The organism is Vibrio tritonius (assembly GCF_001547935.1).
GTDB lineage: Bacteria > Pseudomonadota > Gammaproteobacteria > Enterobacterales > Vibrionaceae > Vibrio > Vibrio tritonius.
The window spans coordinates 1,371,485-1,383,619 of record NZ_AP014635.1; the positions used below are offsets into that span (position 1 = coordinate 1,371,485).

Here is a 12,135-nt window from a genome sequence, read left to right on the forward strand (position 1 = left end):
TGCGACCTTATTAATATGTTTGGTGTTAATTATTATGATATTTAGAGCAAAACATAGCGCATATTGACCTGAATAAAGAATACCTATTACCGATGCAGCACTTCGATAATTAAGCTGTGGATGAAATGCCACGCCTTTATGGTCGTTTTTAATGCTCATATCTCTTCAATATCGCAAGCAATAACATATTGCCACTGAGAAAAGTGTGAATCCAGCTATATGATATTTCTTGATTATACTTATTCAGTTGGGGAGCGGTTAGCTTCCGTGCCATAGCTTAGCCTCATCATCCTGATAGAGCGTTAAAACTGTGTCAATTATGGTTTTTTTGCAACTAAAATTGCTCGACGTGGCGCCGGATAACCTTCTACCGTCATATTTGGATTTTCTGGGTCTACGTAATCAGGTAACGAATTGTGTTTCATCCATTCCGTTGTACGTTGTTCATCCAATGATGTGATATTTTCGTCGACGATTTTTACGTCAATAAAGCCGACTTTTTCTAACCATACTTTCAATGCTAAAGCGGATGGGAAGAAATAAACGTTACGCATTTGCGCGTAGCGGTCAATCGGTACTAATACTGCGTTTTCATCGCCATCAATAACCAGCGTTTCAAGAATCAACTCTCCGCCGGAAACCAATTGGTTTTTCAACTGAATAAGATGATCAATAGGGGAGCGACGATGATAAAGAACCCCCATGCTAAATACGGTATCAAAGGCTTCCAATTCAGGGAGTTGTTCAATACCTAATGGCAGTAAGTTGACGCGTTGATCATTACCCATTAGTGCGCGAATAGCTTCAAATTGAACAAGGAACAGTTCTGATGGATCAATACCGTATACTTGACGTGCGCCAGCACCCAACATGCGCCACATGTGATAACCGTTGCCACAACCCACATCCAATACGGTGCGGTTAGTCAGGTCAGAAATATGGGGCAATAGGCGATCCCATTTCCAATCAGAACGCCACTCTGTATCAATGTGAATACCGTGTAGGAAATAAGGACCTTTGCGCCATGGGTGGAAGGTCTTAAGCAAGTTTTCTAACTTTTTCTGTTCACCTAACGGTAGTGGCGTCTGATTATGCAGAGTCACCGAGTCTTTCAAATCAATAACGTCTGGGCGATCGGTTGATATTTTTTTGAGCGCGCGTAACCAACGGTCAAGATCGCCATGCTGCTGTTGCTGCCAATCGGTGAGCTGTTGAGGAAGAATATTTAGCCAAGGTTGCAGACGGGTATCTTGCGCAATCAATTGGTATACGTTGGCAAAGTTGAACATGAATATGTGTACCTAAATACGGAGTCCCAAAGTGACAATTGGTGCCTGTGTTCGCGTGGGACTCACATGCGAACACAGAGACCAAAATCGTTATTTAATCGCGAACATTGAGCCGAAGTTAAAGCACTGGAACCACACCTCGAAACTCGAAAAACCAATTTCACTAAAACGTTGTTTGTGCATCGGAATTGAATCTGGGCGCATCACGTGCTCAATGGCACTGCGCTTTTGACTGATTTCCAGCTCGCTGTAGCCGTTTGCGCGTTTAAAATCGTGGTGAAGATCGATGAGCAATTCATGGGCGGTATTGTCTTCAAACACGTACTTTTCCGACAGAATTAAAATGCCGCCGGGACGCAAACCGTGGTAGATTTTTTCGAGTAAGCTATAGCGATCTTCTGGGGATAAAAACTGTAGAGTGAAGTTAAGTACCACGACCGATGCATTTTGAATGTCGATTTCACGAATATCCGCTTCAATCACGTCTACGTGAGTATCTGAGCGGTAAGCGTTGACGTGCAATTTACAGCGTTCCACCATCGCATGGGAATTGTCCACCGCGATGATTTTACAGCCCTCTTGTCCTTCAATATGGCGACGCATTGAGAGTGTTGCTGCGCCAAGTGAGCAGCCAAGGTCGTAAACATGGGTGTTAGGTTTAGCAAAGCGCTCCGCCAACATTCCGATGGCAGAGATAATATTGCTATATCCAGGCACCGACCGTTGGATCATATCTGGGAAAACCTCTGCGACACGCTCGTCAAAGGTAAAATCGCCAATTTTGTCAATCGGTGCTGAAAAAATAGTGTCTTTGTTACTCATGTAGACCTCATTGCGGAAAACCAAACAACCTGCCGCCCTTGAACTGCGTCTGAAAAGGCGCGTATTTTATGCAAAATTGATGCTGGTGTCATTAAGGGGAATGGTTAGAAAGGGTAAATGAGAGATTCAATTAGAACATTGATAGTTGATTGATGCCTTTTTGTGCGGGAAATTCTGATAAATCTGGCAAGGTTAGCGCAAATTGATTCTGAACATGCGTTTGTAATTGGCCATATATTTTTTTCGCAAGTTGCGGGGCAAGTAAGTTGTCTGGAGTGTGAATCATCAGATAAGGCTGTTTGCCATGCGCAATCCACTCTGACAGCTTAGTTAACCAAGGTGTAACAAAGACCACATTAGCCTCTAAATCGGGATGGCCAATAAAACGAACCATTGGATGATGAGCCGTTGCAATAGCATGGACGGGCACTTTGGGTTTCTTTTGTTGGGCATCTAGAACGAAAGGGTCGGTCGGCGAAGCACTAAACACTGGGCGACTGTCCATTATAATTCGGTCGATGTTCTGCTCAATCAGCCATTGATTCAGCTCTTTCTCTGCCGCGCCTTTGGCAAAGAATTGGGGATGGCGGACTTCTAAACCGAGAGGAAAATCTTTGGGGAATTGCTGACGAAAACGGTAGAGAACCCCAAGGTCTTCAGGACCAAAAGAGGCGGGCAGTTGTATGGTCCACATGCCAATCTTGTGCTGCAACGGGGCCATCAGTGTTAAGAAATCGTTTAATAGTGGTGAGGCGTTTCGCAAACGATGCTCATGTGTAATCGCTTTGGGCAACTTAAAGGTAAAGCGAAACTCATCAGGTGTTGCATCGCGCCAGTTTAATACCGTATGCGCTCCTGGGCTGGCATAAAAGGTGGTGTTGCCCTCCACGGTGTTGAATACCTCTGCGTAGCGAGCAAGACGATCGCCTGCGCTGGTTCCTGAACCGTAAAATTCACTTTGCCATCCAGAGTGAGACCACAAGGTCAAACCAAGACGCATAGGCAATGACGTTGTCGACATACTCTCTTCCTTTTCGCGATGCTGAGGGATATTTCCTCGTAGATCTGTTTGGCCACACTGTAACAGAGCTCTGTTGTCGATGACAATTTGTCGTTATAATCGGCACCACGAATCTGTTCTTGTTGCATGATTTGGTTGAAATTTGTACCAAATGAACGTGTGCTTGAACAAAAGCACCTCTTTTATCTGCTGGAAGGTCGATTTTCGCGGTTTTTCAGCGTATAAATGGAATCTTGTACTGCAGTGCGGTGAGCAACTGCAGCGTAAAATTTAAATGATTATTTTAAGAGATTGGGAAATTCATTATGCGTAGCCATTATTGTGGTCACCTGAACAAGTCCCTCGTTGGACAAACTGTGGAACTGTGCGGCTGGGTAAACCGTCGTCGTGATTTAGGCGGTCTTATCTTCATTGATATGCGAGATCGTGAAGGTATCGTTCAGGTGGTTGTCGATCCAGATATGGCGGACGTGTTTGCTGTAGCAAACCAATTGCGCAGTGAGTTCTGTATCAAACTGACTGGCGCAGTTCGTGCTCGTCCAGACAGCCAAATCAACAAAGATATGGCAACGGGTGAAGTTGAAATCTTGGCATCAGGCATTGAGATCATTAACCGTTCTGAAGTATTGCCTCTCGATTTCAACCAGAAAAACTCGGAAGAACAGCGTCTAAAATACCGCTATTTAGACCTTCGCCGTCCAGAAATGAGCGACCGTATTAAACTGCGTGCAAAAGCATCAAGTTTTGTTCGTCGTTTCCTAGATGACAACGGCTTCTTGGATATCGAAACTCCAGTACTAACTAAAGCAACACCAGAAGGTGCTCGTGACTACTTAGTACCAAGCCGTGTGCACAAAGGTAAATTCTACGCACTACCACAATCACCACAGCTATTTAAGCAGCTGCTAATGATGTCTGGTTTTGACCGTTACTATCAAATCGTTAAGTGTTTCCGTGACGAAGATTTACGTGCTGACCGTCAGCCTGAATTCACTCAGATCGATATCGAAACATCATTTATGCCTGCGGAAGAAGTTCGCGGCATGACTGAAAAAATGGTTCGTGATATGTGGAAAGAACTGCTAGACGTTGAGCTAGGTGATTTCCCAATCATGCCTTACAGCGAAGCAATGCGTCGTTTTGGTTCAGACAAGCCTGACCTACGTAACCCACTAGAAATCATCGATGTCGCTGATCTCGTAAAAGACGTTGAATTCAAAGTGTTTGCAGGCCCTGCAAATGACGAAAAAGGTCGCGTAGCGGTTCTTTGTGTTACTGGCGGTGCAGCGTTAACTCGTAAGCAAATTGACGAATACACCAACTACGTTTCAATCTACGGTGCGAAAGGCATGGCATGGTTGAAAGTAAACGATCGTGCAGCAGGCCTAGAAGGCATTCAGTCTCCAGTAGCGAAATTCTTGAGTGCAGAGATCATCGAATCTCTACTTGAGCGCACTAACGCACAATCTGGCGACATCATCCTATTTGGTGCCGATAACGCAAATGTTGTGACTAACGCACTTGGCGCACTTCGTCTGAAAATTGGTAAAGACTTAGGTCTAACTGATGAATCAGCATGGGCTCCACTATGGGTTATCGACTTCCCAATGTTCGAAAGTGATGAAGAAGGTAACGTTGCAGCAATGCACCATCCATTCACTTCACCACTAGGTGTGTCACCTCAAGAGCTGAAAGCCAACCCTGCAGAAGCAAACTCTAATGCTTACGATATGGTAATTAATGGCTATGAAGTCGGTGGTGGTTCAGTTCGTATCCACAATGCCGAAATGCAATCCGCTGTTTTTGATGTGCTAGGTATCAACGAAGAAGAACAACGTTCTAAATTCGGTTTCTTATTAGACGCACTAAAATACGGTACACCACCACATGCTGGTCTAGCATTCGGTCTTGACCGTTTGGTTATGCTACTTTGCGGCACAGAAAACATCCGTGACGTAATTGCATTCCCTAAAACAACTGCAGCAGCTTGTCCTCTAACAGAGGCGCCTAGCTTCGCAAACCCAGCAGCACTAGAAGAACTTTCTATTGCTGTGATTGCAAAAGAAGAAGCAGAGAAAGACGCTGAATAAGTGTTGGTTACTGTATCAATATAAAAAGGCGACCTTAGGGTCGCTTTTTTTCGCACTATTTTGCCACACGATGGTGAATTAATGACGACGATGGATTTGACAGCTAACTCGTTAATTTGCGGTAGCGCATGGTCACAACAAGGTTTTTTGTTACAATGCGCCCACTCAATATTTTGTTAGTTGCCGATAAACGATGGTCGGCCCGTTTCAGGAATTTCTCTTTTGGCTCAGATGTATTTTTATTACTCCGCAATGAATGCGGGTAAATCCACCACACTGTTGCAATCGGCGTTTAACTATAAAGAGCGTGGTATGACACCTGTCATTTATACCGCAGCAATTGATGATCGTTTTGGGGCAGGGAAGGTCAGTTCACGTATTGGCTTAGAAGCGTCTGCTTATATTTTTAGTGCGCAAACCGATCTCTACGCAGAAATTACGGCTCTTAACGAAGAAGCACCACGCCACTGTATTTTAGTCGACGAATGTCAGTTTTTATCGAAAGAACAAGTATACCAACTTACCGAAGTTGTTGACCGTCTTGATATCCCGGTGCTGTGCTATGGTTTACGCACCGACTTTTTGGGCGAGCTTTTCCCAGGGAGCCTAGCATTACTGGCTTGGGCAGATAAGCTGGTGGAGTTAAAAACGATTTGTCATTGTGGGCGTAAAGCCAATATGGTGATTCGCACCGATGAGCATGGCAAGCCAATAGCCGAAGGTGATCAAGTTGCGATTGGTGGTAACGATAAATACGTATCTGTATGCCGTTTACATTACAAAGAGGCTCTCGGTCGCAAGTAACAGATCAAGAGTGACTAATTACTGCCACTATCTGACGATTAACGATTGTGCCGGTAAGCGATGAGAACAATACAAAAAAGGATGTCAACTGACATCCTTTTCTATGAAAATGTAGGTTTAAGCTCGATGCAATTCAAGCGGATTGTAACCTACTACAGCCATCAACTGACGGCGTTTAAGGCGTTAGCTAAAAATCGTTTTAAGGGCTTCATACGCTTCGTGGACTTCTACTGGCACTGGTTGGCTGATTTGAAATCCTTGTGCTGGGTAATTTTCTATCCGCTCAAAATCACCTAGCAATTGCTCAATCACTAAATCTAATGTCATTTCTTCAGTAAGATATTCAAATAGATCGGTTGCACAAGACGTCACTTGTAAACTCTCAACCGCTTCTGGCCACTGTTTCATAAAAGTCGCATAGGCGCGGCGTTCTTTATACGGTTTGTGGACTAATATTACCCGCTTCGGATGGATGTTGTGTTCAGCCAATAGGCGAGCAGAAAATTGAATATTCTCGCCACTATTTTGCGATGTACCTTCTAGTAATATGTTCTCTTCGGCAACGCCAGCGTCTTTGGCTACGGTGGCAAATCGCTCTGCTTCTGGTGTGTCATAAACACCGCGAGTGAGGCGACCATAGCCCCCACTAAAAACGATTAAAGGAGCTAATCCTTGTTTGAATAGAGTTACTGCATGTTCTGCAACCCGTAAATCATTGCTTCCCATAGCAATAATGACATCAGCAGATTGGAGGTCGTGGTCCAATTGCATGTAACGCCAAAGCGTTTCTAAATGTTGGTAAAGATGTTTACTCATTTTCGGACAAAGCCTCCAGAGTATTTGAGTAATTGAACTGATAGCCCAGTTCGATCAGCCTGTCACAGACAATTCGCTTGTCAGGTCGATCTTGGATTGGAGGAAGGCTAACCTCCTCGCTCATTTTAGAAATCGCAGCCGCGTAAAACTCGGCTTTGCTCACAGTTTTTGGAGTCGTTGCATTAATCACTTCATTAATTAAGTGATTTACCGCAAATTCAATGATGCCGATGGCATCTTTAAGATGGAGCATGTTAGCTGGCGCGGTGGAACTAACCGAGCTAAGCTTGTTAACAAAGCGGCTAGGATGGCGGTCTGGTCCAAATAGGCCACTACAGCGGACTATCACGTATTCAAGCCCAGAATCAATGACGCACTGCTCTGCTTGAAGCATGATACGAGCATTGGTTGAAAAGTCCTCACTATCTAAAGCTTGAGAGTAAGTAGCATCAGACTCATGCATGGCTTGTATTCGATTGGGGTAAACAGTAGTAGAGCTAACCATTACTATCTTACGTACTCCTGCTGCTTTAGCATGAGTAACTAAGTTACCCCAATAATGGGCGTATTCATCGCCTTGTCCGCGGCGAAAGCCCGGAGGAAAACAACCAATGATGACGTCACATTGACGCTGAAATAGCTGTTCAGTTAGCTCTTTAGGTTGGTTTAGGTCACATAAAAAACTAGGAATACCGAGTTGTGAGAGTGCTTCAACACCTTCCATTTGGGTTCGGGTTGCACTGACTTTGATCTTTTTTTGCAGAAACGACTGTGCTAGAGGCTTACCGAGCCATCCTGCACCAATGATTACAACGCGACTCATGTTACGCTCCCCTGTGAATTACATAACAGAATGATAATAACGTGAGTAAAATCAATTCGCGACCTTAAAGGTAAGAATATTCTAAAACAACATCAACTCTTACAATAGTGAAGTCGGTTACATATTAAGTTTGATTGACCCATTGTCGGGTATTTATTGTGCTTATTGTTGCTCGTTAAAAATAAAATCAACAATTAACCCAAATTCGGGATTAACCTTAGCACGATTTTGTACTACATTATGCGTCCAGTTTTATTAGAGGGTATCGCCCTTTCATCTGTTGTCTATTTCACTGCGCTTTCAGAATAAACAGAACAAAGAGCCAAGCTCGTTAAGGATTAGCTATGAATCAACTTCGAAAAGCACTCGTTGCTTCGGCATTAGTGACTCTTATTGGTTGTCAATCAACGCCGAAAGAGGGCCAGCAAGCGGTCCAAACGAATCAAGAATTACAACAAGCAAACGCTGAGTTTGCTAAGATCCAAACGATGCAAAGTGAGTGGACAAAAACACTTGCGACAGTTGCCGAACTCAAGATTTATTCTCCTAGCGATTATGCTGCTTTGGTTAAATCCTGGAATGAAGCCAGTGAGCTTTATAACGTCATGGAGAAAAACCCCAATGTGACCACAGAAGATCGTTCTTTCTTTTCCAGTCAAAGCTACGCTAAAGCTTACCAAGATAAAATAGCTGCAGTTGATGCTCTACATCAGACGTTATTGACCTTTAAAGGCAAAGCTGATGTATTGCTTGCAGATTCAATTGCTCAAATGCATTACTTGGAAAAGATTTTCGCTAAGCGTCATTTCCCGGGCGAGTTTCGTTCGTTAACCGTAAGTTATAATAAGCTATTTGCTTACGTTAAAAACGATGACTTAGAAGATGCGCAAGGTAAGCAAGTTGAGTTTTTGGACCAAGGGAAAAAACTCGAGATTAAGATCAGTTTGAAATTACACATTTCACCTTTGGAGCAAGAACGTTATGTGCTGCAGCGTGAAGGCTTTGATGACGTGGCTCCGATGACGTTTAGCGCAGCTCAAAGCGAAATTCAATTGGCATCTAATGTCGTTACCCGAAATCCGCGTGATAAGGCGGCTATAGAAGCTGCTGTTGCGAAAGCACGTTTTGAATTGCAGCATGTAAAACAAGTGGCTCATCAAGTTAAACTGCTGGCAGCAGTAGAAGATGATAAGTACGAAGGTTATGTGTTAGAAATTGAAAATCAGCTTCTTGCTATCTCTAAAACCATTGATGGTTCAGATTTTCGTGATGTCGTGTTACGTGAGCAAGCTGAGAAAATCCTGAAACAAGTAAAAGCGCTGCGTAATTCCGATCAAGTAGAGCAGCTAGCGCATCAATTGGCGACAGAAAAAACATCAACTCAAAGCCTAACAAGTGATAATGAGCAACTGAAAGCGGAATTAAGCCAAATTAAAGAGTTGAACAAAGCCTATCTCAACCAAATCGCTCAACAGGCTAAATTAATTGAGAATCTTGAGAAGCAGCTGCAACCCAAAGAACAAGCGGCGGTAGTACCAGCGGCAGTAACGCCAACGGTTGTTGAACCTCAATCGCCAAATATGGATGCGGCTCCCCAAACTGTGACAGAACCTGTGACTCCAGCAGCTCCAGAGACAATAACAGCTGATACTCCTGCGGATGAGTCGCCTGAAGCTGCAACAGATACTACATCAGAGGTTGTCAGTGATTCGGCATCACCGACTGAGCCCGTTACCACCGTTGAGCCTGTATCTGAGACTCCTGCAGAACTCCCTGTGACAGAAACTCCAGTGGAGACGCCAACCACTGGTGAAATGACATCAGCAGCCAATTAAGGCGAATCAAACGATAAAAAGAGTGCAGATGCACTCTTTTTTATTGCGGGTGAATTAAGTTAATCGCAGTCATTAACTGACCACACGTGGGCATTATTCGAGAATGCGATGAATTCGGTGGATGCATTCTGCAAGTTCGATACCTTCATGAGTTAAATAACCACCATCAGGCTGAGTGCAAAGACCTTTTCTGTGTAGGCTGTTGATAGCATCTTGTATAAGAGGGGAGGCATCACTGTGTACTTTGATGCCTTTTGAGGTACTACCCAAATCAAATTGTAGTAACAGATTAAGTTCATCAATATGGTTTTGGCTAAACTTCATATTTCTACTCCTGCCTGTTTTTGTCTTTATTAACATAGCGAAACGAGCGCACACTGCAATATAAATTCTAGTGATTTGTTACCTAACCCACTTAATTTCATTATCATTTTTCAATGAAAATGCTTTTCACTAAAGTGATATTTATATAAATAAAAATTCTATAAAAGGATTCAATAGGATAGATATACTTATATGGAAGGTGAAAAGACAAAATGACCCACTCAAATCCGCGTTAAACAGTCGGATAAACATATTCGCGCTAATTCATGAGTGCCGCTTATAGGACAATTAACAACAAGGTTAAATTTATAGATAAACTGAATATTTAAACGGTCAATTTTGTTAAAAGTATAAAATTTCCTTGAATTCATAGGGAAATAAAGCCATCATCCGCGGACTTTAATTTTTGTATCAAAACGTAAATTTATCATGGAACTTAACCAATTCGACGCTCTATCACCACAACAGATGGCGGAACGCGCCGCTGAAGTTGGTGTTGGTAAGGCAACTAAGCCTGCCTATAAATCTTTCCTACTTGCTATGTCTGCTGGTATGCAAATCGGTATCGCATTCGTGTTCTATACACTTGTGACTACTGGTACTGGTGATGTGGCATTTGGTTTTAGCAAACTAATGGGTGGCCTTGCATTTAGCTTAGGTCTGATTCTTGTTGTTGTTACTGGCGGTGAACTATTTACTAGCTCAGTGCTGACTCTTGTTGCAAAAGCATGTGGCAAAATCACCTGGAAACAGATGTTCAAAAACTGGGCAATTGTTTATGCGGGTAACTTTGTTGGCTCAATGCTTTTGGTTGGCATTATGCTGGTCACCAAGCAATACATGAGTGATGCTGGTCAACTCGGCATCAACGCAATGCACATCTCTCAACATAAACTTCATCACACGTTCTTCCAAGCAGTAGCGCTAGGCCTTATGTGTAACCTTTTAGTGTGTTTGGGTGTTTGGATGACATTTGGCGCGCGCTCTATGTCAGATAAAGTACTGCTTCTTGTGTTGCCTGTTGCGATGTTCGTATCTTCAGGTTTTGAGCACTGTATTGCTAACATGTTCCAAGTACCGATGGCAATTGGCATCAAAGCGTTTGCTCCTGAATCATTTTGGCAAATGACTGGTGCTGATATTGCTCACTTTGCTGACCTTAACTGGGCGACCTTTATTGTTAACAACCTTATCCCTGTGACCATTGGTAACATGATCGGTGGTGGTATTGTGGTTGGTATGCTTTACTTTGTCGTATTCCTTAAGAATAAACACTAAGTTACATTCCTAACTATTTGAAAAAGCGGCCTTTAAGGTCGCTTTTTTTTGATTTTTTGCAATTTGTCTTCAAATTGAACCGTAACTTGATAAAAGGTTATCCACATTTTCTGTGGATAAGTTGTTTTAAATCTGGTGTGTAACCTTAAAGTGATGATATTTGGTGCAAAAGGCGCACGTTTTTCGTGCGACAATGTCACGATGAGAAGTAAAAGTTTAGATAAAAGAAGCTATTTATTAAATTGAACTAGGACGCGACCTTCTTTACTGAATGCTCTCCCTAAAGTGAAGTGAATGGAGCAGACCAGTGAAATGTTCATTGTGACAAAAATCGCCATCATGATCATGAGTTGGTATTTTATCGCGATCATCGGACTAGAGCCGCCTAGTATCTGCCCGGTCATCATTCCAGGTAAGGTAACTAAGCCAATCGTTGCCATAGAAGCAAGAAGTGGTGCAGAGGCTTTACGCAATGCTTCTTGCACAAACTGGCGGGAGGCATAACGAGGGGAAGCGCCCAACGCGATAGCGGCTTCATATTGATCTTTACGTTCTTTAAAGCAAGTAAAAAGGTTTTGTAGTGCAATAATGTTACTGCTTAAGGTGTTACCCAGTAACATTCCTGCTAGTGGTATCATGTATTGTGCATTATACAATGGGGTGGGGCGTACTATGGCGGTGCATAGAATGAGAAGAACAGGGGAAAGTCCAATACCGATGCCCAGCGCAATAGGAAACAGCAATACTTTTTGAGGCAAGTGTGTCTTCGATAGAACAGAACTTGCACCAACGACCAGCATCAAGAAAAGCCAAACGATATTAACCCACAGACTATTTAGGTTGAATAGATATTGTAAATAACTCCCAACTAGAAGCAGTTGTAATGCCATTCTGCCCACAGAGATCAGAATATCCTTGGCTTGATCTAGGCGGTGATAGTAATTGATAGCCAGCGGTATAAGTAAGATAAAACTGAAGGCAAATAGCTGTGACCAAGAGATATCCAGTGCTTCGTTCATATGTGTCCACAAAT

At 43.1% G+C, this 12,135-nt stretch carries 11 protein-coding genes; 4 read left to right on the forward strand and 7 right to left on the reverse strand.

All coding sequences use genetic code 11. The annotated features are described in order from the left end of the window. Positions 1-317: 317 nt before the first annotated feature. The 3 genes from cmoB to JCM16456_RS06190 all read right to left on the reverse strand — a co-directional run bounded on the left by cmoB (position 318) and on the right by JCM16456_RS06190 (position 3,111). Complete coding sequence (gene cmoB / locus JCM16456_RS06180) at positions 318-1,289, reverse strand: tRNA 5-methoxyuridine(34)/uridine 5-oxyacetic acid(34) synthase CmoB (RefSeq protein WP_068713376.1); 972 nt, start codon at positions 1,287-1,289, stop codon at positions 318-320. A 90-nt stretch (positions 1,290-1,379) separates the two neighbouring features. Continuing rightward, entirely contained in the window at positions 1,380-2,111 is a 732-nt protein-coding gene (cmoA, locus tag JCM16456_RS06185; RefSeq protein ID WP_068713378.1) for a carboxy-S-adenosyl-L-methionine synthase CmoA, read from the reverse strand. Between the two features lie 130 nt (positions 2,112-2,241). Further along, positions 2,242-3,111 (reverse strand): DUF72 domain-containing protein, encoded by an 870-nt coding sequence (locus tag JCM16456_RS06190; protein WP_068715925.1) that lies wholly within the window; start codon positions 3,109-3,111, stop codon positions 2,242-2,244. A gap of 326 nt (positions 3,112-3,437) precedes the next feature. Between JCM16456_RS06190 and aspS the strand changes: the two genes are divergently transcribed. Beyond that, positions 3,438-5,222, forward strand: coding sequence for an aspartate--tRNA ligase (gene aspS, locus JCM16456_RS06195; protein ID WP_068713380.1), 1,785 nt, complete (start codon positions 3,438-3,440; stop codon positions 5,220-5,222). A gap of 222 nt (positions 5,223-5,444) precedes the next feature. Beyond that, on the forward strand, positions 5,445-6,026 hold the full coding sequence (locus JCM16456_RS06200; RefSeq protein WP_068713382.1) for a thymidine kinase: 582 nt from the start codon (positions 5,445-5,447) through the stop codon (positions 6,024-6,026). Positions 6,027-6,209: 183 nt separating this feature from the next. On the opposite strand, the gene JCM16456_RS06205 is transcribed toward JCM16456_RS06200, so the two are convergent. Both JCM16456_RS06205 and JCM16456_RS06210 read right to left on the reverse strand, forming a co-directional pair. After that, positions 6,210-6,842: a YdcF family protein gene (locus tag JCM16456_RS06205; protein WP_068713384.1), complete on the reverse strand. Its 633-nt coding sequence runs from the start codon at positions 6,840-6,842 to the stop codon at positions 6,210-6,212. After that, positions 6,835-7,665 (reverse strand): NAD(P)H-binding protein, encoded by an 831-nt coding sequence (locus JCM16456_RS06210; protein WP_068713386.1) that lies wholly within the window; start codon positions 7,663-7,665, stop codon positions 6,835-6,837. The genes JCM16456_RS06205 and JCM16456_RS06210 overlap by 8 nt, the downstream gene beginning before the upstream one ends. Positions 7,666-8,009: 344 nt before the next feature. Between JCM16456_RS06210 and JCM16456_RS06215 the strand changes: the two genes are divergently transcribed. Further along, a complete protein-coding gene (locus JCM16456_RS06215; protein WP_068713388.1) occupies positions 8,010-9,500 on the forward strand; it encodes a hypothetical protein in 1,491 nt (496 codons plus the stop codon). A gap of 93 nt (positions 9,501-9,593) precedes the next feature. On the opposite strand, the gene JCM16456_RS06220 is transcribed toward JCM16456_RS06215, so the two are convergent. Next, complete coding sequence (locus JCM16456_RS06220; RefSeq protein WP_068713390.1) at positions 9,594-9,824, reverse strand: TIGR02647 family protein; 231 nt, start codon at positions 9,822-9,824, stop codon at positions 9,594-9,596. A 429-nt stretch (positions 9,825-10,253) separates the two neighbouring features. Here JCM16456_RS06220 and focA point away from each other — a divergent pair, with 429 nt between their 5' ends. Then, positions 10,254-11,102, forward strand: a complete 849-nt coding sequence (gene focA, locus JCM16456_RS06225; RefSeq protein WP_068713392.1) for a formate transporter FocA — start codon at positions 10,254-10,256, stop codon at positions 11,100-11,102. A gap of 230 nt (positions 11,103-11,332) precedes the next feature. Here the strand turns inward: focA and JCM16456_RS06230 are convergent, their stop codons facing one another. Further along, positions 11,333-12,121 carry an ABC transporter permease gene (locus JCM16456_RS06230; RefSeq protein ID WP_068713393.1) on the reverse strand — a complete coding sequence of 263 codons (789 nt, stop codon included), beginning with the start codon at positions 12,119-12,121 and terminating at the stop codon, positions 11,333-11,335. Between the last annotated feature and the right edge of the window lie 14 nt (positions 12,122-12,135).

Excerpts from the sequence above, each read along its gene's own strand:
- cmoB (WP_068713376.1), bottom strand. The coding sequence starts at position 1,289 with ATGTTCAACTTTGCCAACGTATACCAATTGATTGCGCAAGATACCCGT.
- cmoA (WP_068713378.1), bottom strand. The coding sequence starts at position 2,111 with ATGAGTAACAAAGACACTATTTTTTCAGCACCGATTGACAAAATTGGC.
- JCM16456_RS06190 (WP_068715925.1), bottom strand. The coding sequence starts at position 3,111 with ATGCGTCTTGGTTTGACCTTGTGGTCTCACTCTGGATGGCAAAGTGAA.
- aspS (WP_068713380.1), top strand. The coding sequence starts at position 3,438 with ATGCGTAGCCATTATTGTGGTCACCTGAACAAGTCCCTCGTTGGACAA.
- JCM16456_RS06205 (WP_068713384.1), bottom strand. The coding sequence starts at position 6,842 with ATGAGTAAACATCTTTACCAACATTTAGAAACGCTTTGGCGTTACATG.
- JCM16456_RS06210 (WP_068713386.1), bottom strand. The coding sequence starts at position 7,665 with ATGAGTCGCGTTGTAATCATTGGTGCAGGATGGCTCGGTAAGCCTCTA.
- JCM16456_RS06215 (WP_068713388.1), top strand. The coding sequence starts at position 8,010 with ATGAATCAACTTCGAAAAGCACTCGTTGCTTCGGCATTAGTGACTCTT.
- JCM16456_RS06220 (WP_068713390.1), bottom strand. The coding sequence starts at position 9,824 with ATGAAGTTTAGCCAAAACCATATTGATGAACTTAATCTGTTACTACAA.
- focA (WP_068713392.1), top strand. The coding sequence starts at position 10,254 with ATGGAACTTAACCAATTCGACGCTCTATCACCACAACAGATGGCGGAA.
- JCM16456_RS06230 (WP_068713393.1), bottom strand. The coding sequence starts at position 12,121 with ATGAACGAAGCACTGGATATCTCTTGGTCACAGCTATTTGCCTTCAGT.